25 protein-coding genes and 1 other annotated feature are annotated in these 23227 nt (G+C 48.9%); of the genes, 20 read left to right on the forward strand and 5 right to left on the reverse strand.

Annotated elements, in window-relative coordinates; genetic code table 11:
* Window positions 1–131 precede the first annotated feature (131 nt).
* The 3 genes from lepB to CB4_RS20855 all read left to right on the forward strand — a co-directional run bounded on the left by lepB (window position 132) and on the right by CB4_RS20855 (window position 1446).
* Entirely contained in the window at window positions 132–644 is a 513-nt protein-coding gene (lepB, locus tag CB4_RS06480; protein ID WP_096464228.1) for a signal peptidase I, read from the forward strand.
* Between the two features lie 116 nt (window positions 645–760).
* Complete coding sequence (locus CB4_RS21450) at window positions 761–979, forward strand: hypothetical protein (RefSeq protein WP_146226578.1); 219 nt, start codon at window positions 761–763, stop codon at window positions 977–979.
* A 299-nt stretch (window positions 980–1278) separates the two neighbouring features.
* Complete coding sequence (locus CB4_RS20855) at window positions 1279–1446, forward strand: hypothetical protein (RefSeq protein WP_157737827.1); 168 nt, start codon at window positions 1279–1281, stop codon at window positions 1444–1446.
* Window positions 1447–1516: 70 nt separating this feature from the next.
* Here the strand turns inward: CB4_RS20855 and CB4_RS06485 are convergent, their stop codons facing one another.
* Window positions 1517–2284, reverse strand: coding sequence for an alpha/beta hydrolase (locus CB4_RS06485; protein WP_231956168.1), 768 nt, complete (start codon window positions 2282–2284; stop codon window positions 1517–1519).
* Between the two features lie 152 nt (window positions 2285–2436).
* Here CB4_RS06485 and pdhA point away from each other — a divergent pair, with 152 nt between their 5' ends.
* Genes pdhA through lpdA form a run of 4 tightly spaced genes read left to right on the forward strand, consistent with a single transcriptional unit; the run spans window position 2437 to window position 7248 of the window.
* Entirely contained in the window at window positions 2437–3477 is a 1041-nt protein-coding gene (gene pdhA, locus CB4_RS06490; protein WP_096464232.1) for a pyruvate dehydrogenase (acetyl-transferring) E1 component subunit alpha, read from the forward strand.
* Between the two features lie 2 nt (window positions 3478–3479).
* Window positions 3480–4460, forward strand: coding sequence for an alpha-ketoacid dehydrogenase subunit beta (locus tag CB4_RS06495; RefSeq protein ID WP_096464234.1), 981 nt, complete (start codon window positions 3480–3482; stop codon window positions 4458–4460).
* Window positions 4461–4501: 41 nt separating this feature from the next.
* Window positions 4502–5830, forward strand: coding sequence for a dihydrolipoamide acetyltransferase family protein (locus CB4_RS06500; protein ID WP_096464237.1), 1329 nt, complete (start codon window positions 4502–4504; stop codon window positions 5828–5830).
* Between the two features lie 5 nt (window positions 5831–5835).
* Window positions 5836–7248 carry a dihydrolipoyl dehydrogenase gene (gene lpdA / locus CB4_RS06505; RefSeq protein WP_096464239.1) on the forward strand — a complete coding sequence of 471 codons (1413 nt, stop codon included), beginning with the start codon at window positions 5836–5838 and terminating at the stop codon, window positions 7246–7248.
* Between the two features lie 461 nt (window positions 7249–7709).
* Here the strand turns inward: lpdA and CB4_RS21455 are convergent, their stop codons facing one another.
* Both CB4_RS21455 and CB4_RS21825 read right to left on the reverse strand, forming a co-directional pair.
* On the reverse strand, window positions 7710–7943 hold the full coding sequence (locus tag CB4_RS21455; protein ID WP_146226579.1) for a hypothetical protein: 234 nt from the start codon (window positions 7941–7943) through the stop codon (window positions 7710–7712).
* A gap of 83 nt (window positions 7944–8026) precedes the next feature.
* Window positions 8027–8881, reverse strand: coding sequence for a methyl-accepting chemotaxis protein (locus tag CB4_RS21825; protein WP_096464241.1), 855 nt, complete (start codon window positions 8879–8881; stop codon window positions 8027–8029).
* Between the two features lie 254 nt (window positions 8882–9135).
* On the opposite strand from CB4_RS21825, the gene CB4_RS06515 reads away from it, so the two are divergent.
* From CB4_RS06515 to CB4_RS06570, 12 genes are all read left to right on the forward strand, one after another.
* Window positions 9136–10560: a nicotinate phosphoribosyltransferase gene (locus tag CB4_RS06515; RefSeq protein WP_096464243.1), complete on the forward strand. Its 1425-nt coding sequence runs from the start codon at window positions 9136–9138 to the stop codon at window positions 10558–10560.
* 115 nt (window positions 10561–10675) lie between these two features.
* Window positions 10676–12031: an S-layer homology domain-containing protein gene (locus tag CB4_RS06520; protein ID WP_096464245.1), complete on the forward strand. Its 1356-nt coding sequence runs from the start codon at window positions 10676–10678 to the stop codon at window positions 12029–12031.
* Window positions 12032–12152: 121 nt separating this feature from the next.
* Window positions 12153–12668, forward strand: coding sequence for a YqeG family HAD IIIA-type phosphatase (locus tag CB4_RS06525; RefSeq protein ID WP_373681345.1), 516 nt, complete (start codon window positions 12153–12155; stop codon window positions 12666–12668).
* A gap of 10 nt (window positions 12669–12678) precedes the next feature.
* Window positions 12679–13782 (forward strand): ribosome biogenesis GTPase YqeH, encoded by a 1104-nt coding sequence (yqeH, locus tag CB4_RS06530; RefSeq protein ID WP_096467658.1) that lies wholly within the window; start codon window positions 12679–12681, stop codon window positions 13780–13782.
* A 64-nt stretch (window positions 13783–13846) separates the two neighbouring features.
* Window positions 13847–14704 (forward strand): shikimate dehydrogenase, encoded by an 858-nt coding sequence (locus tag CB4_RS06535; RefSeq protein ID WP_096464249.1) that lies wholly within the window; start codon window positions 13847–13849, stop codon window positions 14702–14704.
* 19 nt (window positions 14705–14723) lie between these two features.
* Entirely contained in the window at window positions 14724–15017 is a 294-nt protein-coding gene (gene yhbY, locus CB4_RS06540; RefSeq protein ID WP_096464251.1) for a ribosome assembly RNA-binding protein YhbY, read from the forward strand.
* The gene (locus CB4_RS06545) at window positions 15001–15600 is read left to right on the forward strand and encodes a nicotinate-nucleotide adenylyltransferase (RefSeq protein WP_096464253.1); all 600 of its coding nucleotides are present in this window, start codon (window positions 15001–15003) and stop codon (window positions 15598–15600) included. The genes yhbY and CB4_RS06545 overlap by 17 nt, the downstream gene beginning before the upstream one ends.
* On the forward strand, window positions 15590–16177 hold the full coding sequence (yqeK, locus tag CB4_RS06550) for a bis(5'-nucleosyl)-tetraphosphatase (symmetrical) YqeK (protein WP_096464254.1): 588 nt from the start codon (window positions 15590–15592) through the stop codon (window positions 16175–16177). The genes CB4_RS06545 and yqeK overlap by 11 nt, the downstream gene beginning before the upstream one ends.
* Before the next feature lie 5 nt (window positions 16178–16182).
* Entirely contained in the window at window positions 16183–16527 is a 345-nt protein-coding gene (gene rsfS, locus CB4_RS06555; RefSeq protein ID WP_096464256.1) for a ribosome silencing factor, read from the forward strand.
* Window positions 16505–17290, forward strand: a complete 786-nt coding sequence (locus tag CB4_RS06560; RefSeq protein WP_231956169.1) for a class I SAM-dependent DNA methyltransferase — start codon at window positions 16505–16507, stop codon at window positions 17288–17290. The genes rsfS and CB4_RS06560 overlap by 23 nt, the downstream gene beginning before the upstream one ends.
* Before the next feature lie 44 nt (window positions 17291–17334).
* Window positions 17335–17566 (forward strand) — a binding site (T-box leader).
* Between the two features lie 68 nt (window positions 17567–17634).
* Window positions 17635–20094, forward strand: coding sequence for a leucine--tRNA ligase (gene leuS / locus CB4_RS06565; protein ID WP_096464260.1), 2460 nt, complete (start codon window positions 17635–17637; stop codon window positions 20092–20094).
* 91 nt (window positions 20095–20185) lie between these two features.
* The gene (locus tag CB4_RS06570) at window positions 20186–21193 is read left to right on the forward strand and encodes an ABC transporter substrate-binding protein (protein ID WP_096464262.1); all 1008 of its coding nucleotides are present in this window, start codon (window positions 20186–20188) and stop codon (window positions 21191–21193) included.
* Window positions 21194–21224: 31 nt separating this feature from the next.
* On the opposite strand, the gene comER is transcribed toward CB4_RS06570, so the two are convergent.
* Window positions 21225–22061 carry a late competence protein ComER gene (comER, locus tag CB4_RS06575; protein WP_096464264.1) on the reverse strand — a complete coding sequence of 279 codons (837 nt, stop codon included), beginning with the start codon at window positions 22059–22061 and terminating at the stop codon, window positions 21225–21227.
* 106 nt (window positions 22062–22167) lie between these two features.
* On the reverse strand, window positions 22168–22416 hold the full coding sequence (locus CB4_RS06580) for a DUF2533 family protein (RefSeq protein WP_096464266.1): 249 nt from the start codon (window positions 22414–22416) through the stop codon (window positions 22168–22170).
* A 93-nt stretch (window positions 22417–22509) separates the two neighbouring features.
* Here CB4_RS06580 and CB4_RS06585 point away from each other — a divergent pair, with 93 nt between their 5' ends.
* A complete protein-coding gene (locus CB4_RS06585) occupies window positions 22510–23163 on the forward strand; it encodes a helix-hairpin-helix domain-containing protein (RefSeq protein ID WP_172890825.1) in 654 nt (217 codons plus the stop codon).
* The last annotated feature ends 64 nt before the right edge of the window (window positions 23164–23227 follow it).

The raw sequence follows: 23227 nt of genomic DNA on the forward strand, positions 1-23227 counted from the left end.
TTTTTCCTTTTAGCCTATGAGGTTGTCCGGTAAAGTAGACTCCCAAAAAATTTGTCGTTACAAGATAATCAGTTTGTTTTACAATGTAGAGAAGGAAGAAGTACAGTTGAAGTACAGGAGGACCAATCTGCATGTGGAAATGGTTAAAAGAGTGGGTGCCGATCATCGTGATTGCACTTGTGCTCAGTATGACAATTCGGACATACGTCGGAGAGGCAGTTGTCGTTCCAAGCGGCTCCATGCTGCCTACTATTCATATTAATGACCGCCTTGCTGTAGAGAAGTTTATTAACACGAAGGATCTCAAACCGGGTGATATTGTGGTCTTCTACCCGCCTGTCCCGGACAAAAAAGACGAGCGTTTCATTAAGCGTCTGATCGGAATCGGAGGAGATACGATTGAGATTCGAGATGGGGCATTGTACCGCAATGGTAAAAAAGTAGATGAACCATATATTCGGGAGCCAATGACGTACAATTTCGGTCCGGTAACTGTTCCAGAAGGAAAATTCTTCTTTCTTGGTGACAATCGAAATGAAAGCTTTGATGCGCATCTGTGGCCGACGCCGTTCGTGGATAAGAGTGCCATTTGCGGAAAAGCCGTTTTTCGCTTCTATCCATTCTCTGATATGAAACCGATGTAATTTATGGAAGTAAGAACGAAAAAGACAAGGACGAATCAGAAGGTGAGGCTGTCTCAAGAGCTGTAACACGGCGACTGAGGTAGCCTCTTTTTTTCTTGAGGGCGATTTTCTCCAAAGTGTGGTGGAGGAGCCGGGATCGGGCGGGGCCTCGTCACTTTGGTACGCTTACGAAGAAGTTGAGACTGTCCGCTCCAGGTGCCAGACGAACTCGCCCACAAACGATGCCCGCGATGTATGTGCATCGAAGCATTGTGGGCAAAAGCCCGTTCGCCTGCCCCCTTTCACTGAGGAGTCGCGTACAGGTGTTCCGTTGCCCCGCCCGATCCCGCTCCTAGCACGCTTTTGTTAAACACCATCAAACAATATCAAGAGGCTGAGCTTTGGGAGCGGACAGCTACCGCTTCCCTGCAAGCGTACCGAAGCGAACGGCTTCTTCCTTCTCCCACTCCCTCACCTCCACACGTTGTCGATATCACGAAAAAGCTGTCCCGTTCACCATGTTCTGACTTTTAGGACAGCCGCTTTATTCTCTCGCTTTATTTTCGTATAAAAGCGGGAGATTTTTTTTTGCTTTTCTATTGTACTACTACAGAATAACTGTTATAATACAGAAAAGAACGACGGAGGGAAAAATATGGGGTACGGATACCGACCACAGCGCGGCTGGACTCAGCCGGAGACAGAATCTTTTTCAACCATGTACGGACGAAACGTGTCCGTCAAGCGTGATGGCAAAATGATGTTCATAAACCGCATTGTTGTGCAGGGGACATCCGCTATACCCGCCCGTTCGCTTCGCTAATCCATGCATGTACGTAATTGAATCAACTAAGCTGCCTCCTCCACCGGGATATTTTATCCTGGTGGTTTTTTTATTTCAGCACTCCAAAGGAAAAAGTAAGAGCATCCGGGAGTTCGCGCTGCCAGAATCCCCAGTCGTGTCCACCTGAGCGTTCCACATACGTGACTGAAGCTCCGCGTTCTTCGAGCAGGGATTTCATCTCCCGGTTCAGAGCAAGAAAATCAGCCGTTCCATCCCAGACTGGTACAGCTGTTTCATCCAGTCCGATGAGCATATAGATCGTCAGAGTTCGAAGCTCCGGTTTGCGCAATACCCCTTTCATTACCTCTGGATAGAACGCTCCAGACAGGGAAAGCACGTGAGAGAAAAGCTCTGGATGTTCAAGAGCCAAATCCAGACTGATAGTGCCGCCAAGCGAATCGCCAGCGAGCACGCGTTGGCTGACGCGTACTTCTCGTTCAACTGTGGGCATAAGTTCTTCGATGAAGAAGGACTTGTACAAACCGTTGCGGGAGCGGTTTGTGCCGTATTCGCTTGTACGATTTTCACGAGAAACTGTAACAGCAGCTATGATAAATGGATACAGTTTTCCGCTGAGAATCATTTCCTGTGCCGCCGTCGCTCCCCGACCGAAGTTGAGAAATTGTTCGCCATCCTGTGCGTACAGAATGGGATAGGCTTGATCCGGGTTGTATCCCGGTGGCAGATACAATTTATAGGAGCGTATCTCTCCTAGATAGTTGCTGGTGATTTCACGGCGAAGAATGGTCCGCTTACGCAAGTTTTCCTCCATAAATACAACGTCTCCTCTCGCAATGTATGCAAAATAATTGGACATGCTAACAATGAAGTGCTATACTCATCGCGAATTCAGAATACGTAAACTGTACTTGTTCTGCAACACAATGTGTTATAGTTATCGTTTGTTCTATTACAGTAGTGTTAACCGGGTTTTATAAACTCATTTTTATAAAAAAGGAGCTGTCATTGATGTTACAAATTCTTTCGCCTGAAGGCAAGGTTACCGACACACAGCAACCTCAAGTCGATAATGCGACACTTCAAGAATTAATGCACAAAATGGTGTATACCCGAGTATGGGATCAGCGTGCGATCAGCCTGAATCGCCAGGGGCGCCTGGGGTTCTATGCACCAGTTGCTGGACAAGAAGCGTGCATGATCGGGAGTCAGACCGCGCTTGATAAGCAGGATTTCATTCTGCCAAGCTATCGGGATATTCCGCAGATCGTCTGGCATGGACTTCCGCTCCATCAGGCGTTCCTGTATTCACGTGGACACTTCCATGGCGGTCAGATTCCGGAAGATGTAAACGTTCTTATGCCACAAATTATCATTGCTGCCCAGATTACACAGGCAATGGGTATTGCGATGGCATTCAAACTGAAAAAAGAAAAACGAGTTGCAATCACGTACATCGGGGATGGCGGTACATCACAAGGGGATTTCTACGAAGGTCTTAATTTCGCTGGTGTATACAAAGCTCCTGCTATATTCTTTGTCCAAAATAACCGATACGCGATTTCCACACCATTTTCGAAACAGACAGCCGCTGAATCCGTTGCGATCAAAGCGCAGGCAGCTGGCATTAAAGGTGTGCAGGTAGATGGTATGGACATACTTGCTGTATATAACGCGGTGCGTGAAGCACGCGAACGTGCACTGGCGGGAGAAGGCCCGACACTAATTGAAGCACTCACATTCCGCTACGGTCCGCACACGATGGCAGGCGATGACCCGACGCGCTACCGTAAGCAGGAAGAGATGACAGAATGGGAGCAGAAAGATCCACTTGTGCGCTTCCGTTCGTACTTAGAAAGCCAAAACCTCTGGTCCAAAGAGGATGAAGATAAAGTAATCGAGCAGGCAAAAGCTGAGATTGCAGACGCGATCAAAAAAGCAGACGCGCAACCGAAGCAGAAGGTGACGGACCTCCTCGACATTATGTATGAAGAGAAAACACCACTCCTGCAAGAGCAATATGACGAGTACAAGCAGAAGGAGATGAAGTAGTCATGGCACAAATGACGATGATTCAAGCAATTACAGATGCGTTGCGTACTGAGATGAAAGCAGATCCGAATGTTCTTGTTTTCGGGGAAGACGTCGGTTTAAACGGCGGGGTATTCCGTGCGACAGAAGGATTGCAGAAAGAATTCGGTGAAGAACGCGTCATGGATACACCGCTTGCTGAGTCCGCAATCGGCGGTATGGCAGTGGGCCTCGGCCTTCAAGGATTTCGCCCGGTAGCGGAAATCCAGTTCTTTGGTTTCGTATTTGAAGTATTCGATGCGGTTGCTTCTCAGGCAGCGCGGATGCGCTACCGTTCAGGCGGTAAGTACAATGCACCGATTACATTCCGTGCCCCATTCGGCGGCGGTGTAAAAACTCCGGAGCTGCACGCAGACAGCCTAGAAGGTCTGTTCCTGCAAACACCGGGTGTAAAAGTTGTCATTCCGTCTAATCCGTACGATGCGAAAGGACTTCTGATCTCTGCGATTCGCGACAATGATCCGGTTATTTTCCTTGAGCATATGAAGCTGTACCGTTCATTCCGTGGTGAAGTGCCAGAAGAATCATACACAGTGCCGATCGGCAAGGCAAATGTTGTAAAAGAGGGGAAAGATGTTACGATCATCACATATGGTGCGATGGTGCAAACATCCCTCAAAGCGGCAGAACAAATCGAAAAAGACCGCAACGTAAGTGTCGAGGTCATTGACCTGCGTACGATTAGCCCGCTTGATGTGGAAACGATTATCGCATCGGTTGAAAAAACAAACCGCGCCATTGTGGTGCAGGAAGCGCAACGCCAGGCAGGTGTGGCAGCAGAAATCATTGCGCAAATTAATGAACGTGCGATCTTGTCTCTCGAAGCGCCCGTTCTGCGTGTAACGGCTCCAGATACCGTTTTCCCATTTGCGGCAGCAGAAGATGTATGGCTTCCAGATCCGACTCGCGTAATTGAAGCGGTTAACAAAGTGCTTGATTTCTAAACCTGAATGTATAGATACGAATATCCAAAGGAGGGTTCCGCATGGCGTTCCAGTTTAAAATGCCGGACATCGGTGAAGGCATTCATGAAGGCGAAATTGTAAAGTGGCACATTAAAGAGGGTGATCAGGTCGAAGAAGATCAGATCATCATGGAAGTGCAGAACGATAAGGCGGTCGTGGAAATTCCATCTCCGGTAAACGGGAAAGTTCTGGCTATTAAAGTAGAAGAAGGCACAGTAGCGGTTGTTGGTGATGTACTCGTTGAGTTTGACGCAGAGGGTGCACCAGCAGAAGAGGAACAACCACAGACTGAAACGGCTGCTGCGGAAAAAGCGGAGCAGAAGACTGTAGAAAGCGCTCCGTCAACACCGGCACCGGCTCCTGTTCAGCAAAATGCTGCACCTGTTGACGAATCCAAGCGTGTATTCGCGACTCCGGCTGTTCGCAAGTTAGCTCGTGAGCGCGGCATTAACATCCGTCAAGTAGCAGGAACAGGCAAAAACGGACGGATTACGCGCCAAGACGTAGAAGCATTCGCATCCGGTGGCGCACCGGCAGCACAGACTGCACCGGTTACAGCTCCGCAAGCGGCACAGCAGGCAGAGAATGTGGCTCCTGCGGAAGCAAAAGCAGCGCCAGCAGCAGCTCCGATTCAAACGCCGGCAGGACTCGAAGAGCGCAAGCCGCTTAAAGGCATCCGTAAAGCAATTGCAAATGCTATGGTCAAATCAATGTACACCGCTCCGCACGTGACAATCATGGACGAAGTCGATGTAACGAAGCTGGTTGACATGCGCACCCGCTTTAAGCCGCTTGCGGCCCAAAAAGAAGTGAAATTAACGTATCTTCCATTTGTCGTTAAAGCAGTCATTGCTGGTCTGCGCCAGTTCCCAGAACTGAATGCAAGCATTGACGAAGAGACAAACGAAGTGGTACTGAAAAAATACTACAACATCGGAATTGCAGCAGCGACAGATGAAGGTCTGCTCGTGCCGGTGATTAAGGACGCTGACCGCAAGCCGTTGTGGAAAATTGCCGGGGAAATCTCCGAACTGGCGACAAAAGCACGCGAGCGTAAAGCATCTGCTGATGAGCTAAAAGGCAGCACATTCTCGATTACGAATATCGGTTCAGCAGGTGGCATGTTCTTCACTCCGGTTATTAACTACCCGGAAGTAGCAATCCTTGGCGTTGGTCGCATCGCGAAAAAGCCGATTGTGAACGAAAATGATGAAATCGTCGCAGCTCCAGTACTTGCCCTCTCACTCAGCTTTGACCACCGCCTCATTGACGGAGAGTTGGCTCAGCTGTACATGAACTACATCAAGAACTTGCTGCAAAATCCTGAAATGCTTGTTATGGAGGTGTAGAATCCATGGTAGTAGGGGAATTTACGACAGAATTAGACGTTCTCGTAATCGGAGCAGGTCCAGGTGGATATGTGGCAGCCATTCGCGCTGCCCAGCTCGGTAAGAAAGTAGCTATCGTGGACAAGTCAGAAGTGGGCGGTGTCTGCTTGAACCGGGGCTGCATTCCATCCAAGTCCTTGATCTCGGCAGCACACCGCTTCGAGCAGGCAAAAGACGGCCATGAAATCGGCATTAATGTCGGTGATGTAAGCGTCGATATGAAAAAAGTACAGGAGTGGAAGCAAAGCGTTGTGAGCAAGCTTACAGGCGGCGTACGCTCCCTTCTGAAAGGTAACGGTGTGGAGATTATCGAAGGCGAAGCACTGTTCGTCAATGAAAACGAAGTGCGTGTGTTCCATGGCTATGACGTGAATCGCTATCACTTCAACCATTGCATCATCGCAACAGGCTCCCGCCCAATTGAAATTCCGGCGCTGCCGTTTAGTGACCGCATTCTGTCTTCGACAGAAGCCCTCACACTCGATCACATTCCAAATAAGCTACTTGTTGTCGGTGGCGGATATATCGGGATCGAGCTTGGTACTGTATTTGCGAAGTTAGGCGCACAAGTAACGGTGCTTGAAGGATCGGATGGCATCCTGCCGGGCTTTGAGAAAAATATGGTGCAGCTTGTGAAGAAAAAGCTGAAAAAGCTTGGCGTAGAGATTCATACAAACGCTTTGGCTAGCAGCAGTGAAGTAACTGACAATTGTGTCAAAGTTACAGCAAAAATCGGCGATAAAGAAGAAGCGTTTGAGGCAGATTACTGCCTCGTTACTGTTGGACGTCGCCCGAATACAGATGAACTTGGTCTAGAAGCCATCAGCATGAAAATGACTGATCGTGGCTTGATCGAGATCGATAAACAGTGCAAAACAAATGTGCCAAACGTATACGCCATCGGTGATATCGTAGCGGGGCCTGCCCTCGCGCATAAAGCGTCATATGAAGGCAAGGTAGCCGCAGAAGTGATTGCAGGGATGCCAAGTGAAATCGACTATCTGGCTATCCCGGCGGTTGTTTTCTCTGATCCAGAGATGGCAAGCGTTGGCTTGACAGAAGATCAGGCAAAAGCAGAAGGCTATAACGTGAAAACAGGCCGTTTTTCTTTCGGTGCGAACGGTCGCGCGCTCAGTGTAAACGAAACAGACGGCTTTGTGAAGGTAGTCGCGGATGAAGCCGATGGTCGTGTGCTTGGCGTACAGATCGTTGGACCAGAAGCGTCCGACCTCATTGCTGAAGCAGGACTTGCGATTGAAATGGGTGCAACGCTTGAAGATATTGCGCTGACCATTCATGCGCATCCAACGCTTGCGGAAGTAACAATGGAAGCCGTAGAAGCGGCACTTGGACATGGGGTTCATTCATTGTCAAAGTAACTGGAAGAGCGTGGATTCAATAAACTGAAGTGGTAAGACAGAAGCTGTCCTAAAAGCCAGAACATGGCGATGGGACAGCTTTTGTTGTGAAATCGAAAGTGTGGGTGTGAGGGTGTGAGGGAGTGAGAGAAGGGAGGAGCCGTTCGCTTCGGTACGCTTGCAAAGAAGCAGCGGCTGTCCGCTCCGGGAGCTCGACGAACGTGCCCGCAAAGAAGAGCCTACGATGTTGATTCACCGAAGGATTGCGGGCAAAGGCTCGTTCGCCGTTCTCCCTCCGCTGAGTAGGCGCGTACAGGCGCTCGTGCTCCTCCCTTCTCCCACTCCCCGCACAACGTTTTGGTTTACAAAAAATATGCACGCCAGAACGTATTTGCTCGATCGCCACTGACTTCTCCAGAGACAGCTTCCTTACTTTTCACCTACATAGCAAAGCTCAGCCTCTTGATATTACTTGATGATGTTTAACCAAAGTGTGTCAGGAGTGGGATCGGGCGGGGCAACGGAACGCCTGTACGCGATTCCCCAGCGGAAGGGGTCAGATGAACGGGCTTTTGCCCACAATGCTTCGATGTAACTACATCGTGGGTCCTCTTTTGTGGGCGAGTTCGTCTGGCACCTGGAGCGGACAGCCCCAACTTCTCTGTAAGCGTACCGAAGTGACGAGGCCCCGCCCGATCCCGACTCCTCCACCACACTTTGGAGAAACCAGCCCTCAAGAAAAACGAGGCTGCCTCAGTCGCTGTGTTACAGCTTTCGAGACAGCCTCTTCAATTTATGATCATTGAGTCAGCGTTTCCGCCACATCGCTTACCTTGCGTGAATTTTCTTCGAGGGAGGACATGGACGCGCTAATTTCCTGGGTAGCGGCAGCCTGTTGCTGGGCGAGTCCGTCGAGGTTTTTCACTTCTTTGGCAATCTCTTCGATTGTATTCGACATTCCCATCAAGTTCTTTGAGATTTCTTCCACATTCTCACGCGTGCTTGAAGCAAGCTTGCGTACTTCATCGGCTACCACGGCAAAGCCGCGTCCGGCATCTCCGGCCCGAGCTGCTTCAATCGCTGCGTTGAGTGCCAGCAGGTTCGTTTGATCGGCTACCTGCTTAATAAGATTGATTACTTTGCCGACGGTGCTGAGTGCATTCTGGGCATTTTGTGAATTGACAGCCAGTGCGCTAACTGCATCTGCCATGCTTGTTGCGCCGCTTGCAATTTCTTCCGTTGCGGTAGTGGTCTGTTCTGTCGTCTGCATTAATTCAGACGCCATTTTCTTCAGGATTTCCTGTTTATATGTAGGCATGGCAATTCCAAGTGCTCCAATGACTCGGCGGCTTTCATTATAGATTGGCATGGTGTTGCCAGTATAGCCGAAGTTAAAGGAAGACTCGTTTTCAGAGACATTTTGCGTAATTTTACGCTTCTGGTCCATGGCCTGGCGCATCACGGTATTTGATGGCAGAGAAGAGCCGATTTTGAAGCCGAATTTGATGTGTTTTCCTTCCCAGTACCCTACAATTTTTTCCGTATCAGATACAATGAAAGTATTTTCTTGATTAAACATATCAAATAGATGGGAGCATGCTTTTAAGAGAGCGCTAAAGTCATCACAGCGATTCTCATATTCTTGAGTCATCATACAGATTCACTCCTGTCTTATAGGTAATTGTTAATCTTTTTCTTTTTTGTTTTGAATTATCTTCCTTTATGATAGAACAAAAGTCTGTGTTTGCAAATAGTTAAAAGAGCATAGATGATGAGAGAGATTAGGAAGAATGTGGATGAATATGCTCCGTAAAATCCGATTAGGGTGCATACTAGTAGGGAGAATGATTCTGTCGTGAATCGATTTCATCCGTTCTGGGTGATAACTAGAAAGGGAGTTCAAAGAAAATGAACCAGACAATGAGCACAGATCTGTATCAGATTAATATGATGTATGCTTACTACAAGCGGGGAATGGCAAATACTCGTGTTGTATTTGATATGTTTTTTCGAAAACCACCGTGTGGCAACGGGTACGCACTATTCGCGGGCCTTGAGCAGGCGCTTCATTTTATTGAGAATATAAAATTTACCGAAGAGGACCTGGATTATTTTCGCAGTCTGTATCCATATGAAGAAGCGTTTCTGGAACGACTAGCGAACATGACATTCACAGGAAATGTAGCGGCTGTACGGGAGGGAACGGTGGTGTTTGCCGATGAGCCGCTTGTGCGCGTGGAGGCACCTGTGATGGAGGCACAGTTGATCGAGACGGCGCTGCTTGCGATGATTAATCATCAGACATTAATTGCGACGAAGGCAGCGCGTATTGTGCGGGCGGCAGGCGACGACCCGGTGTTGGAGTTTGGACTGCGCCGGGCTCAGGGGACGGAGGCGGCATATTATGGAGCACGTGCCGCATATATCGGCGGGATCGCAGCCACTTCGAATGTAATGGCAGGACGTGACTTCGGCATTCCGGTGAAAGGAACGCATGCACACAGTTTTGTACAACTGTTTGAAGACGAGAAAGAGGCGTTCATCACGTATAACGCAGCGTTCCCGGATGAGACGACGCTACTGGTTGATACATACGATGTGCTTGGTGTCGGCGTGCCGCATGCGATTGAAGTGGGGCTGGAATTAAAGAAGCAGGGAAAGAAGCTTGTCGGCATTCGCATTGATTCGGGTGATCTGGCGTATTTGTCTAAAGAAGCACGCAAGCAGCTGGATGCGGCAGGATTAACGGATGTTGCGATTGTTGCCTCTAGCGATCTGGACGAGATGCTTATTCGCGATCTGAAAACACAGGGAGCTAGAGTCGATGTATGGGCAGTCGGTACGAATCTGATTGTCTCGAATGGATGTCCTGCGCTTGGTGGCGTGTACAAGCTTGCTGCTGTACAGGAGAACGGGGAATGGACCCCGCGTCTGAAAATATCGGAGAACCCGGCAAAAATTACAACGCCTGGTTATAAGCGGCTGGTGCGTTTTTATGATGAACAGAGCGGGCAGGCTCTTGGCGATCTGGTGACATTTGCGGAGGAAGAGATTCCGGGGGATACGATTACGCTGTTTGATCCGCTGTTTCCGCATAAGCGCAAAACCATTCGGGGGTACCGGATGGAGGAGTTGCTTGTACCGGTCATAGAGAACGGTCGGCGTATAGGGAACCCGGTTTCGCTTGAAGATAGTCGGGCACATGCGTGTGAGCAGCTTAGCCATTTTTCTGATGAGGTGAAGCGTCTGATCAATCCGCATGGCTATCATGTGGATTTGAGTCAAAAGCTGTGGGACAGCAAACAGGAGCTGCTTCACCGTTCACGTCTGTAGAGGAATCCATGTATTCTCTTCCTCATCTTTTTTCTCCATACTATGAAACTTTTTCCACACTTTCCTCGTATGTAAGTAATGAAGAGATTACATATATATGCGAGGAGAGGTAAATATGAAAAAACGTAATGCTGCAGCTGGTTTGCTTAGTTTGTCTATGCTGTTCGGGGGTCCAGCGGTTAGTGTGTTCGCCGCTGAGCCAGCACCTGTGGTGGCTTCCCAGGCACAAAATATGACACGTGGTGATTTCTTGCTTTTGCTGGATAAGGCGATCCATCTGCCTGATACAGCAGTACATAGCCAGTATAAAGATGTTCCGGCTGGAAGTGCCTTGTCGAAAGTGATCGATAAGATGCGTGCGAATGGTGTCGTTGCCGGAAATAGCACACAGGTGCGCCCGAACGAGCCGATTACCCAGGTTGAAGCACTGGCGTTCATGAGCCGTGCGCTCGGTATTCCGAATACGGCGCTGCCAGGTAGCACAGTAGAGCTGCCGAAGTTGCACTGGGCATACGGTACGGCAACCTGGTTATCAGCAGCAGGGGCCAATATTGATTGGAAGCAAAGTGATCGTATTCTGACAGCAGCGGAAGGAGAGGCGCTACTTGCACAGCTTTTGAAAACATCGCCAGAAGCGAAACAAAAGCTTGAACAGTCTCAGAAGGCACAGGCAGCTGTGAAGTCGTTCAAAATGAATGGCACCATGACGATGCAAGTTAAGCTTGATGAACGTAAGCTTGCTTCGATGCCATCTGACGCTCGCAAAGAAATGGATGTACTTGACGAGCCATTTAAGATGAAGATTGCTGCAGCATTCTCGCTGCCGGATCACATTAAGATGGAAACAGAAATGAAGCTCCCGGCCGTTCCAGGAATAACTGGCGACATGAAAATGGAGCAGTATATTATTGGACATGATATGTACATGAAAATGAACATGCCAGGTATGCCGGAGAACAAGGAAAATCCGTCTGGCTGGGTGAAAGCACCGAATGCGTTTCCAATGGATATGAAGGCGATGATGGAACAGCAAATGCAAGGTATTCCACCGGAGCTTGAAAAAAATACGTTCTACTCGCTCACCAAAGACGGGCAGCTTAGCTTTAAGACCCGTATTAACAGTTTGAAAGATCTGATGAGCATGGTTCAGGGCATGCAGGGCATGGGCGATATGAAGGCGATGTTTGATGAAGCGGACAAGATGGTTCAATCGATTTACGTACAAGGTACGATGAAGCTTGATGAAAAAACACAAATGCCTGTTGTGAGTAACAATCAAATCGTGATCAACTTCAAGCCACAACCAGATATGCCGCTTACCCAAATGATTATGACACAAGATCTAACATACAGTGATTATAATGCAGATGTTAAGATTGAACTGCCAACGGAAGCAAAAAATGCTCAGGTTGTTCCAATGACTGGCGAGAAGACAGCGACAGAATCAGGAACAAAATCTGCAACAAAATAATATGTACAGGAGAAAGGCATGCGTAAGAAGCATGCCTTTCTTTTATAGGGGGAATATGGTATAGTAAATGCCGGATTTATGCGCATGATTATACGTAAAAACCATATGGAGGGGTCGCATGATTACCTCGTTACTGATTCCGGATCTGCACGTCGATTCGATTTATGACATTGATCTGGTGCAGCTAAAGCAGCGCGGCGTGAAAGGGATTATCACCGATCTGGACAATACGCTGATTGAATGGGATCGCCCTGATGCAACCCCGGAGCTTATCACATGGATCAAAGAGCTAAAGGAGCACGGGTTCTCGGTTGTGATTGTGTCCAACAACAATGAGACACGCGTATCTAAAGTCGCTGAGCCGCTCGGTGTTCCGTATATTCATCAGGCGAAAAAACCGACAAAGAACGCATTTCACAAGGCAACGCGTGGTATGGGGCTGTCCGTGCAGGAAACAGTCGTAATTGGGGATCAGTTGTTTACCGATGTGCTTGGCGGCAATCGCATGGGTCTATATACGATTCTTGTTGTGCCGGTCGCGCAGACAGACAGCCTGATTACCCGTTTTAACCGCAGGCTGGAACGGGTTGCATTGAACTGGATGAGAAAACGCGGAAAAATTCCGTGGGAGGACTAGAATGAACAATATGGAACATGAAATTTACTGTGCGGGATGCGGGGTCGAGATTCAGGCGGAAGACCCGAAGCACGTTGGCTATGCGCCGCCGCAGGCACTGGAGAAAGAAACAATCATCTGCCAGCGCTGTTTCCGTATCAGACACTATAATGAAGCGTCCACCGTTACACTCGGTGACGATGACTTCGTACGCATTCTGAACAGCATTGGCGATACGAAGTCACTTGTGGTGCAGGTAGTTGATATTTTTGATTTTAATGGCAGTTGGTTGCGTGGCCTGCACCGTTTCGTTGGCAACAACCCGATTCTGCTCGTCGGCAATAAAGTCGATCTGCTTCCGAAGAACGTCAACCGCAACCGTCTGGTGAACTGGATGCGCAAGTCAGCGGCTGACCTCGGTCTGAAGCCGGTTGACGTTATTCTCGTAAGTGCACATAAGGGAGAAGGGGTTGATCGGCTGGTAGCGGCGATGAATGAACACCGCCGTGGACGCGATATTCACGTTGTCGGTGTGACGAATGTCGGTAAATCCTCGCTCATCAATCGATTGCTCAAGCAGTTCGGGGAGTCCGAGCTTGATATTACAACATCGCAGTTTCCTGGAACGACGCTCGATGTGATTGAAATTCCGCTCGATGAACGTTCATCGCTATATGATACACCAGGGATCGTCAACCGTGATCAGATTTTGCATCTGGTGGCACCGTCCGAACTGAAGCTCCTTTTGCCGGACAAGCAGCTGAAGCCGAAGACATATCAGCTCAATGATAAGCAGACGCTGTTTATTGGAGGTCTCGCACGCATTGACTTCGTGAAGGGAGAGCATCAACCATTTGTTTTCTACATCTCGAACCAGCTAAACATTCACCGTACGAAATTGGAGAAGGCGGATGAGTTGTATGAGAAGCATCTGGGTACGCTGCTTTCACCACCGGGAAAAGAAATGGCAGAAAATATGCCGAAACTCGACCGCTTCACGTTCAAAGTGCCAGCGGGCAATCAAGATATTGTCATCTCCGGTCTCGGCTGGATCGCGTTGCACGGAAGCGGTGCGAACGTGGAAGTGCGTGTGCCAAAAGGTGTAGCCGTCAGCATCCGCCCATCGCTTATATAAACACAAGAGAGGTGCCCCTGCCGCTTGCTGTCAGGGGCATTTTTGAAACGGAGGAGAGAATGACATGAACAGCCAAACTGTCCTAACCGGACTTCTCGGCCATCCGGTCAGCCATTCACTGTCACCGTTGATGCATAACCGGGCATTTGATGTACTTGGCTTGAATATACGGTATGCGGCGTTTGATGTGGAGCCAGCACGCATAGGGGAAGCTGTTGCTAGTATTCGGGCACTTGGATTGCGTGGTGTGAATGTTACAATTCCACATAAAGTAAGCGTGATGGCACATCTGGATGAGATTGATGAAGAAGCGCGTTTTATTGGGGCGGTTAACACCATTGTAAACGAGAATGGGCGCCTTATTGGATATAATACAGATGGAAGAGGGTATGTGCGCTCTCTGGTGGAAGAAACGGGAGTTGTGCTGACTCGGCAGTCTGCCCTGATGCTTGGAGCAGGAGGGGCTGCACGCGGTGTCGCATTTGCGTTGCTTGCATCTGGCTTGCCGAAGCTTACCGTTGCGAACCGGACGCGGGAAAAAGCAGACGAGCTAGTACGCGATCTCGGACAGATTTATCCACAAGCAGAACTTAGGGCCATTTGTACGGAAGAAGTCGGTGCTTGTACAGCAAATGCGACACTGCTCGTACAGACAACATCAATTGGTATGCATCCACATACGGACGTAAGCCCACTAGATGCGAAACACCTGCATGAAGGATTGCTGGTTAGTGATCTTATTTACAATCCGCTCGATACAAAACTGTTGCGTGATGCGGCTTACGCAGGTGCTCGCACGCATCGGGGTGTTGGGATGTTTATTTATCAGGGTGCGCTGAGCTTCGAGTACTGGACGAAGCAGCAAGCACCTGTTGTGGAGATGCGCGCGGTTGTCATGGACGCGCTTACGCATCGCAATTAACGGAAGGGGACTAATAAACGTGTTAACAGGCAAACAAAAACGACATTTACGCGCACTGGCGCACCATCTTAACCCAATCTTTCAAGTGGGGAAGGGTGGCGTAAACGATAATTTGATTAAGCAAGTTGATGAAACGCTGGAATTACGGGAGTTGATCAAAGTATCGATACTGAACAACTGCGGAGAAGATAAGAATGAAGTAGCGAAAGCGATTGCGGAAGGCAGTGGCGCGGAAGTTGTTCAGATCATTGGCAGTACGATTGTGCTGTACAAAGAGTCGCAGGAACACAAAACGATTGAGCTTCCGAAATAAAAAACGGCGCATTGGTGTGTACGGCGGGACATTCGACCCCGTACATACCGTGCATCTAATTGTCGCAGAACGAGCACGTGATGTGCTTGCTCTCGATGAAATCTGGCTCATGCCAGCCCGCATTCCGCCGCACAAGCAGAATAAAGTCATTACAGCCGACCGCCATCGGGTTGAGATGCTCAGGCGGGCTGTGGCAGGGAACTCATGTTTTCAGATTACTACGATTGAACTTGATACACAGGGCAGTGCGCCATCGTATACGTATGACACGATGAGCAGGCTGACGGCAGCCTATAAGGACGTGGATTTTTTCTTTATTATTGGTGGCGACATGGTGGAATACTTACCGAAGTGGCATCGTGTGGACGAACTGCTTCGCATGGTGCAATTCGTGGCGTTAGCCCGTCCGGGTTACTCGATGAATACGCCGTATCGGGAGTGGTTGATCGAAGTAGACATGCCACAGCTCGATGTAGCTTCAAGTCAGGTGCGCGATCTAATCCGGGACGGACATTCCATCCGTTATCTTGTGCCGGAAGCGGTTAGACTATATATAGAGGAGAACGAGCTGTATGAATCGTGAGCAATTGTTGGCAGCTGTCAAAGAACAGGTCACGAAGCATCGCTATGAGCATATCCTTGGTGTCGTAGAAACAGCGAAAAAGCTTTCAAAACGCTATGGTGCAGATAAGAAAAAAGCGGAACTCGCAGCGATACTTCACGACTATTGTAAGTTCTGGCCGGAAGAAAAAATGAAGCGGATTATCGAGGAAACCCCTCACATTCCGTCTGATCTGCTCGAATACGATAAAGAGCTGTGGCACGCTCATGTCGGTGCGGAAGTGGCTAGACGTGAGCTTGGCATTGAGGATGAAGATGTACTTGATGCGATTCGCTATCATACATCAGGCAGGGAAAATATGACGCTACTGGAGCGGGTAGTATGTCTTGCAGATTATATTGAGCCGACTCGTCAGTTCCCTGGCGTGGATGAATTACGGAAGCTGGCCAAAGAAGATCTGGATCGGGCACTGGCCCAAGCGCTCGGCGGCACCATCACATTTCTCGTGAAGCGGGAAAAGAGGATTTACCCACTGACGGTGCTCGCGCGCAACTCGCTCGTGAAACCAAAAAAGAAGCAAGCACAGGAGGAAGTATAACGATTATGACAGAACTCGATATTGCCAAAATTGCCGCGCGTGCGGCAGACGATAAAAAAGCACACAAGGTAATGCTCCTTGATATTCAGGGATTGTCGGTCATCGCTGATTATTTTGTAATCTGCCACGGGAATTCCGAGCCGCAGGTACAGGCGATTGTAGATAATATTAAAGACAGTGTGGAAGAAGCTGGGGCTACTCTGAAAGGCCGGGAAGGTTATGATGATGCACGCTGGGTGCTGATGGATTTAGGCGACGTTGTTGTCCATGTATTCCACCGCGATGAGCGTGAATTCTACAATATTGAGCGCCTGTGGAAAGATGCCCGTGTTGTCGAATTCACAGAATAATACAAGCTATCGTCGCCTAGCAGATGTGTACGACCATCTAATGGGAGATGCACCGTATGATCGGTGGATGCAGGTGGCGGTCGAAGTATGGCGGCATGCCGGAACCGGTCCATCTCGTGTAGCGGAGCTTGGCTGCGGCACGGGATCACTCACCCGGTATTTGCTGGAGTATGGCTTTGAAGTATGGGGTGTCGATCTGTCAGCGGATATGCTGCATGTCGCCAGAGAGAAAGTCGAACGCAGCCACCCGGATGCTTCGGTTCACTGGCTGTGTCAGGACATTCGTGAATTGGCGCTCAGTGCGCACATAGACAGTGTGCTGTGTTTTTGTGATACACTGAACTATATTTCAGATGCGGAAGGTGTACAGCGTGTGTTCGCTCGTGTATATGAGGCGCTTGTACCGGGCGGCACGTTCCTGTTTGATGTGCATACGCCATACAAAATTGCCGAAGTGTTCGGTAACGAGTCGTTTAGCCATCAGGACGGCGAGGTGGCTTATATATGGGAGAGTACGTATGATCCGGATACGGAAGCTGTTGAGCACGATCTGACGTTGTTTGTGCAGGAGCAGGATGGATTGTATCGTAGATTCCATGAACTGCACCATCAGCAGACGTATCATCTTGCTGACCTGACGGACTGGCTTGCCGCAGCAGGGTTTGAATTATTGTCGATCACTGCTGATTTTACCGGACAGCCAGTGGAAGAAGACAGCGAACGGGCATTTTTTGCAGTGCGGAAGCCTGTCAGGGAAGATTAGTTGACATCAGCAGAATATGTTGCATATAATCTACATAATTGAACATATAGGTTAGGAAGAGGAATAGTAATGACGGGTAGATGTATGCAGAGAGTTAACGGATGGTGCGAGTTAACCGTCTCGCGTGATGAACTCACCTCGGAGCCGACAGCGGGAATCATAGTAGCGCTGTCCGAATTATCCACGTTACGGATCATAAGGTGAACGCTTGAATGCCCATGTGCATATTGCGTTAACTAGGGTGGTACCGCGGGAAGCAAGCTTCTCGTCCCTGGGTTTTCCCAGGGACGAGAGGCTTTTTTTATTAGATTTTTGAAGACGTAAGATGTTTAGGAGGACAAAAAATGTCAACTTATAAGCCGCATGAGATTGAAGAGAAGTGGCAGCAGTACTGGAATGAAACAGGAGCTAACGTAACAAATGAAGACGAAAGCAAGCCGAAATTTTACTGCCTGGAGCAGTTTCCGTATCCATCCGGTCGCCTGCATATGGGACATGTGCGCGTATACTCGATCGGGGATGTTGTAGCCCGCTATAAGCGCATGAGTGGGTATCAGGTGCTACACCCGATGGGCTGGGATGCCTTCGGGATGCCGGCGGAGAATGCAGCCATTAAGCTTGGCGCACAACCGGCAAAATGGACGTATGAAAACATTGATTTCATGCGCAATCAACAGAAAAAACTTGGTGTGAGCTATGATTGGGATCGCGAATTTGCGACCTGCTCACCGGATTACTATAAAATGACACAACAGCTTTTCTTGCTGTTCTATGAACGCGGTCTTGCCTATCGCAAAAACGGCGCCGTAAACTGGTGCCCGAATGACCAGACTGTACTTGCGAATGAGCAAGTAGAAGAGGGCTGCTGCTGGCGCTGTGGTACGGAAGTGGTGAAGCTTGATCTTGAACAGTGGTATTTCAAGATTACAGACTATGCCGACCGTCTACTTGAAGACCTGGATCAGCTGCAAGGCTGGCCGGATAAAGTTAAAACGATGCAACGTAACTGGATTGGCAAAAGCACTGGTGCTGAAGTTACGTTTGAAGTACCGGAAATTAATGAATCGTTGACGGTATTCACAACGCGTCCGGATACGCTGTATGGTGTCACTTTCATGGTGCTTGCACCGGAGCATCCGGCTGTGCGCAAGTTGATTGCAGGCAAAGAAAACGAGCAGGAAGTTACTGACTTCATTGAGCGCATTCGTAAAGAATCAGACATTACTCGTACAGCGGCAGATGCGCCGAAGGAAGGGATGTTCACAGGAGCGTACGCTCGCCATCCGCTGACTGGTAAAGATGTACCGATCTGGATTGCCAACTATGTCCTGATGGATTACGGTACGGGTGCAGTTATGGCTGTTCCAGCACATGATACACGTGATTTCTCATTTGCGCGTCAGTATGAACTGCCGATTGTGCGTGTAATCGCACCGGCAGGAGAAGATGTAGATGTGTCTGCGGAGATGGAAGAAGCCTTCACAGAAGATGGTGTGCTTGTGCAGTCTGCGGAATTTGATGGTACGCCAAACCGGGAAGCACTTGTCAAAATTGCAGACAGCCTGAAAGAAAAAGGCATCGGCGGTTCTACCATTTCATATCGCCTGCGTGACTGGCTTGTATCTCGTCAGCGCTACTGGGGTGCGCCAATCCCGATCATTTACTGCGATACATGCGGTACGGTTCCAGTTCCAAAAGATCAACTGCCGGTTCTGCTTCCAGAAGATGTTGTGATTGATGGTGCAAGCAATCCGCTTGCTAAGTCAGAGGAATTCGTGAACACCACATGCCCGTGCTGCGGTGGTGCGGCACGCCGCGAAACAGACACGATGGATACGTTCATTGATTCGTCCTGGTATTATTTGCGTTTTGCCGATTCGAAAAACGATGAGATTCCGTTTGAAGCGGCAAAAGCGAACAAATGGCTGCAAGTTGACGAATATATTGGCGGGATTGAGCACGCTATTCTGCACTTGCTGTATTCACGCTTCTTCACGAAAGTACTGCATGATGCAGGCATGGTTAACTTTACCGAACCGTTCAAGAGTCTCCTGACGCAGGGTATGGTTCTCAGGGACGGCGCAAAAATGTCGAAATCAAAAGGCAATGTTGTGAGCCCGGATGAGATCATTGAGAAGTATGGGGCGGATACGGGTCGTCTATTCATCCTGTTCGCAGCTCCACCGGATCGTGACCTGGAGTGGAGTGATTCGGGTGTAGAAGGCAGCTTCCGTTTCTTAAACCGTGTCTGGCGTGTAGTAGAGGCAAATGTAGAGCTTGTGACGAGCCATCCGGCTGTGAATGTGTCTGACAGCGATGCGAAAGAGTTAAATCGTACGCTTCATGCAACGATCAAAAAAGTCGGGGACGACATCGGCGAGCGCCGTCAGTTCAATACAGCGATTAGTTCCATCATGGAGCTGGTCAACAAAATTTATGCGTATCCGGAAACAGCAGACCGTGGCATGTTCGCCCATGCGATCGAAACAACAGTCAAGCTGCTTGCGCCGTTTGCACCGCACATTGCGGAAGAAATGTGGCGGATGATCGGCCACGAAGACAGTGTGCATCATCAAGCATGGCCAGCATTTGATGCATCGGCACTTGTGCTGGACGAGATCGAGATCGTTCTGCAAATTAACGGCAAAGTGCGCGACAAAATGGTCATTTCCGCAAGTGCAACAAAACAGGATATGGAAGCGCTCGTGAACGAAAATGACAAAATTAAGGAACTGATCGCAGGCAAGACCGTTCGTAAAGTGATTGCGGTACCGGGTAAACTTGTCAACATTGTTGTTGGATAATGTGATAGTATTCCCTCAACTCTCCGTGCTATAATTTTGGCAAGCATAAGGCTTACAAGATTTTAGTTGAGAGAGTTGGAGGAGAGTTAAGATGAGAAGAGCAGCAGTTGTATGCATCCTGTTCGTATTCGCAATGATGATGGCAGGGTGTGGTCAGGGAAAACAGGCAGAAAGTGCGCCGCAGACGTCTGCAAAATCAGATGCAAGCAAGCAGGTGAAAGTCGGCATTACCCAGATTGTTGAACACCCGGCGCTTGATTCGATTCGCAAAGGCATTATTGACCAGTTGGCAGCGGAAGGATACAAAGACGGCACGTCCATGCAGCTTGAATACGTCAACGCGCAGAACGACATGAACAATGTCGCGACAATTGCCCAGAAGATGGCGGCGGATCATAAGGATATCATTATCCCGATTACGACGCCGTCTGCGCAGGCTGTTGTCAACCAGGCCAAAGACACCCCGGTTGTGTTCTCGGCTGTTACCGACCCGGTAGCGGCAAAGATTGTCCCGGCACTTGATAAGCCGAAGGCAAACGTGACAGGTACATCTGATGCGTCTCCGATGGATAAGCAGGTGGAACTGGTGCACGCTTTTGTTCCAAAGCTGAAGAACCTTGGTGTCATCTACAATACGGGTGAAGTGAATGCGTCTGTTCAAGTCGATATGATCGAGAAAGCGGCGCAGGCAAAAGGCATTAAAGTCGTGCGTGCTGGCGTGACGAATTCAAACGAAGTAAAACCGGGTGCAGAGTCGCTTGCTGGTAAGGTGGATGCGATTCTCATTCCGGTGGATAACACGGTTGTGTCTTCTTTTGAATCGCTGCTGAAGGCAGCCAATGCTGCGAAAATTCCAGTGTTTGCGTCTGATAGCGACACAGTGAAGCGCGGTGCGGTTGCGACGTATGGCATTGACTATTACAAGCTGGGCAAGCAGACAGGTGTGATGGCCGCACGTGTTCTGCGCGGTGAGAAGCCGGGAGACATCCCGGTGGAAACACTGAAAGATGTTCAACTGATTGTGAATGCCAAAGCGGCGCAAAGCTTCGGCCTGTCCATTCCTGAGCAGCTTAAAGCGGGAGCGCAGATTATTAAATAATGTGCTACCCAAAAAATCCCCTCCACAGTGGTTAGTGGAGGGGATTTTTTTTGTCCGTAAATAGTGCCTGCACTTCAAGTAAATCTGTGTGGAATTTACGTTGCGTCGCCTGCACGAGATGGTTGAATGTGTCTTTTGTTTCCTTGTCGAGCACATTCAGGCCGATGCCGGTCACACCGCCAGGTACACACACCTTGGCCTGTAAGGATGGCAAAGAATATCGGCCGTCTTCGAGCAGGCGGCCCATGCCAATAACCATAGCTGTCATCATCTCGGTAGCCTGCTCCTCGGAAATCCCAGTTTCTTCCACTGCGCAATCAATATAGCGCTGCATAAGAAAACTGAAAAAAGCAGGTCCGCAGCTTGTGATATCCGAAGAAATGCGTGTATGATCTTCTTCAATCTCGATCGGCGTACTAATCGTAGCGATTAGCTTCAGTAGACTGGTTCTGTCTGCTGGTGTTAGGCGAGAGCCGAATGTAACAAGCGAAGCTCCGGAATGTGCTGTGTTTGTAATGCTTGGAATAATACGGGCAATTTTGGATGGAATATAGGATTCCAATCGTTTGACACCGATTGAGCTCGTAATTGACAGAATCAGCTTCTCCGGAGTAAGAGTTGCTTGAATCTCGTCAAGCACAGCACGGTATTCAAGAGGCTTAACACAAAGGAAAACAACGTCTGCTTTCTGAGCTACATGAATGTTCGTTCCGGTATGTAGACCGGAATGTTTTTGAATCAGCACATCGAGTTTATGAGACGAACGATTGGAAGCGATAATTTGATCGGGTGCTACTGCTCCTGATTCAATAAAAGCTTCCAACAACATCGTTCCCATGCTTCCTGTGCCGATAAAGCCGATATGCATCTGAATCCCCCCGGCTTTGTTTTACTTGTTCTTACAATGTATGGATGCACAGAGAGATTCAGTACACATAATTTGCCTAATGTGATAAAATGTAAATAAAAGGTAATTATTTATTTGTGCTTTCAATCATGGCTGCTGTAACAAATTTGCGTGGCGGCAGATGATGACGCTGTGCCAGTTGATTGATCTGCTGAGTAACTTCGTTAATAGAAGCAAGATCAACGGCTTCTCCCGCCTGATACTGTTCAATAGCCCGTTCAATTCGTACTTCACGCATCACATCAAGCTTGCGGTACAGAACGATATACTCCGCTTGGCTAGCTGAATGGGCTGAAATCGCATGGTGAACACTCATAATAGTAACCTCCTTATTTCCGGTATGAATCCAGAATAGTTTAATTAAATTATAGGCAAAGCAATGACAAATCACAAGCGGGGGAGTAAAGAGATGAAAGAATGGATGCGTACACGAAAAAAACGAATTGGTATTATTGTATGCGCGTTATTTCTTGGTAGTAGTTTTTATTTGTATAGCACCAATGAATCAGAGCCGGAACTTCTGCCTGTGACAGCGGCATCAGCATCAGCAAAAGGTGCAAAAGAGGAACGTGCTTCGACACCTGACCAGAAACCGTTACAGAATACCGAGTCTTCTCTTCCCGCTGCACCGGCCACCGTTGATGTGAAAGGAGCGGTCATTCGACCAGGCGTGTATACGATGTCGCCCGGCTCTCGTGTACATGAAGCAATTCAGCAGGCGGGTGGTTTGGCACCGGAAGCAGATAGCCGCAGTCTGAACGGAGCGAAGAAGATTGTGGACGGTATGCTTATTTATGTGCCACGCCAGGGAGAGACGCCACCTGTGACGGGTGGTGAGAACGGTACAGCAGGTACAGATAACGGGAAAGTGATTGTCAATATAAACGAGGCAACGTCTGAACAACTTCAGACAATCCCGGGTATTGGCCCGGCGAAAGCAGTGGCGATTCTGGAATACCGAGAGAAAAAAGGAGCGTTTAAGAAAGTGGAGGACATTACGAACGTGTCCGGCATCGGACCGAAAACACTGGAGAAAATCCGTTCTCGTCTTACAGTTGAGTAAAAAACAATAAAAAATTTTCAGATTAAGTTGACAGGTCGGAATAGTAAACCTATAATAAGTATTA

The organism is Aneurinibacillus soli (genome assembly GCF_002355375.1).
GTDB lineage: Bacteria > Bacillota > Bacilli > Aneurinibacillales > Aneurinibacillaceae > Aneurinibacillus > Aneurinibacillus soli.

Bases quoted from the DNA above. Each gene is read 5' to 3' on its own strand.
- lepB (WP_096464228.1), top strand. From the start codon at position 132: ATGTGGAAATGGTTAAAAGAGTGGGTGCCGATCATCGTGATTGCACTT.
- CB4_RS06500 (WP_096464237.1), top strand. From the start codon at position 4,502: ATGGCGTTCCAGTTTAAAATGCCGGACATCGGTGAAGGCATTCATGAA.
- lpdA (WP_096464239.1), top strand. From the start codon at position 5,836: ATGGTAGTAGGGGAATTTACGACAGAATTAGACGTTCTCGTAATCGGA.
- rsfS (WP_096464256.1), top strand. From the start codon at position 16,183: ATGACAGAACTCGATATTGCCAAAATTGCCGCGCGTGCGGCAGACGAT.
- CB4_RS06520 (WP_096464245.1), top strand. From the start codon at position 10,676: ATGAAAAAACGTAATGCTGCAGCTGGTTTGCTTAGTTTGTCTATGCTG.
- CB4_RS06515 (WP_096464243.1), top strand. From the start codon at position 9,136: ATGAACCAGACAATGAGCACAGATCTGTATCAGATTAATATGATGTAT.
- CB4_RS06535 (WP_096464249.1), top strand. From the start codon at position 13,847: ATGAACAGCCAAACTGTCCTAACCGGACTTCTCGGCCATCCGGTCAGC.
- CB4_RS06585 (WP_172890825.1), top strand. From the start codon at position 22,510: ATGAAAGAATGGATGCGTACACGAAAAAAACGAATTGGTATTATTGTA.
- CB4_RS06580 (WP_096464266.1), bottom strand. From the start codon at position 22,416: ATGAGTGTTCACCATGCGATTTCAGCCCATTCAGCTAGCCAAGCGGAG.
- leuS (WP_096464260.1), top strand. From the start codon at position 17,635: ATGTCAACTTATAAGCCGCATGAGATTGAAGAGAAGTGGCAGCAGTAC.
- pdhA (WP_096464232.1), top strand. From the start codon at position 2,437: ATGTTACAAATTCTTTCGCCTGAAGGCAAGGTTACCGACACACAGCAA.
- yqeH (WP_096467658.1), top strand. From the start codon at position 12,679: ATGGAACATGAAATTTACTGTGCGGGATGCGGGGTCGAGATTCAGGCG.
- CB4_RS06570 (WP_096464262.1), top strand. From the start codon at position 20,186: ATGAGAAGAGCAGCAGTTGTATGCATCCTGTTCGTATTCGCAATGATG.
- CB4_RS20855 (WP_157737827.1), top strand. From the start codon at position 1,279: ATGGGGTACGGATACCGACCACAGCGCGGCTGGACTCAGCCGGAGACA.
- comER (WP_096464264.1), bottom strand. From the start codon at position 22,061: ATGCATATCGGCTTTATCGGCACAGGAAGCATGGGAACGATGTTGTTG.
- CB4_RS06485 (WP_231956168.1), bottom strand. From the start codon at position 2,284: ATGTCCAATTATTTTGCATACATTGCGAGAGGAGACGTTGTATTTATG.
- yqeK (WP_096464254.1), top strand. From the start codon at position 15,590: ATGAATCGTGAGCAATTGTTGGCAGCTGTCAAAGAACAGGTCACGAAG.
- CB4_RS21825 (WP_096464241.1), bottom strand. From the start codon at position 8,881: ATGATGACTCAAGAATATGAGAATCGCTGTGATGACTTTAGCGCTCTC.
- CB4_RS06495 (WP_096464234.1), top strand. From the start codon at position 3,480: ATGGCACAAATGACGATGATTCAAGCAATTACAGATGCGTTGCGTACT.